This is a genomic window from Streptomyces sp. ActVer (assembly GCF_027270795.1).
In the GTDB taxonomy this organism is placed as follows: domain Bacteria; phylum Actinomycetota; class Actinomycetes; order Streptomycetales; family Streptomycetaceae; genus Streptomyces; species Streptomyces umbrinus_A.
On sequence record NZ_JAPWHT010000938.1, the window covers coordinates 1 to 1,033 of the forward strand.

1 protein-coding gene and 1 pseudogene are annotated in these 1,033 nt (G+C 72.4%); both read right to left on the reverse strand.

The window, feature by feature from the left end; all coding sequences use genetic code 11:
• On the reverse strand, window positions 1-638 hold a 638-nt coding region (locus O3Q52_RS53475), incomplete at its 3' end, for a hypothetical protein (RefSeq protein WP_269655600.1).
• Window positions 635-1,033 (reverse strand): annotated as a pseudogene (locus tag O3Q52_RS53480) (hypothetical protein); the annotation flags it as partial. The pseudogene O3Q52_RS53480 and the gene O3Q52_RS53475, both read right to left, overlap by 4 nt.

Genomic DNA, 1,033 nt, shown 5'->3' on the forward strand with positions numbered 1-1,033 from the left:
GGCGAGGGCGCTGTGGACACTGGGCGGGGGTGGGGCTGTGGTGCGGGGCCGGTCCGGTCGACGTCGTTGCGGACCTGCTCGATCTGCCAGGTGAGGGTGGACAGTTTGTTGACGATGGCCCCCAGCTGCATCGCCACCTGCGGGTCACGGCCGGTGTCCTTGAGACGCCGGCCCCACGATGCCCAGGTCGCAAGCAGCGACTGCGTCAGGCGGGGCAGCAGGCCGTCGTCGGGTGCCGCGATCTCGGTCAGGACCGCCGCGACCTGCCGGTCATTGCCGGCATCGCTGCCGAGTGAGGTGAGCTGTTCGAGATGGCGGTGGGCGGCTTGCCGGTCGCTGCCCTGGGTGGCCAGGGTGTTGAGCGTGGGGTCGAGATGGACGCTGTACCCAGCCAGAAGCAGGGCATGGGCTGCGGCGGTGGCACCCTGACGCTGCTCCTCGACGGGCAGGGCGTGCGGCAGGCGGTGGTAGTCGCCGCGTGGGCCTGGGGCGGAACGGAAACCGCCGGCGGTCTGCAGGAGGCCGGCCGCGCGCTGGTCGCCCCCGATGGCAACGACCAGCGCGGTCTTCGGGTCTCGGGTGATCGTCACGTAATCCAGGACGAGGAACGTCGGCTCGTCCCCGTGTGCGCGAGTCACCGGCCCCGGTGCGGAGAGGTGACCGGCGGGCTCGGAGGCGCTACCGCGGCGGTGCCCAGGGCGGGCCGGGCGGGCGGATTACGTAGGACGACGCCGACGCCCAGCTCGGACAAGCGGTGGCCGGCGGCTCGTACGGACGCGGCCTGGTGCGCGGAGTCGTCACCGGACAGGACGAAGACGTCGTTCTCCGCGTCGAGCGCGAAGCCGTAGTCGGCCAGGGCCTGGACGATGTCGTCGCGGTCGGGCTTGTCGACGACGAGGGCGTCGCCGGACCAGGTCATCACCACGTGTTCCGGCCCGGCGGCCGGCGGCGTCGTGAGGCGGGCGGCGTTGGCGCGGACCTGGGCGAGGGCCTTGTCGTACCGGGGCAGCAGGTCGTAATGGATGTCCTCGGC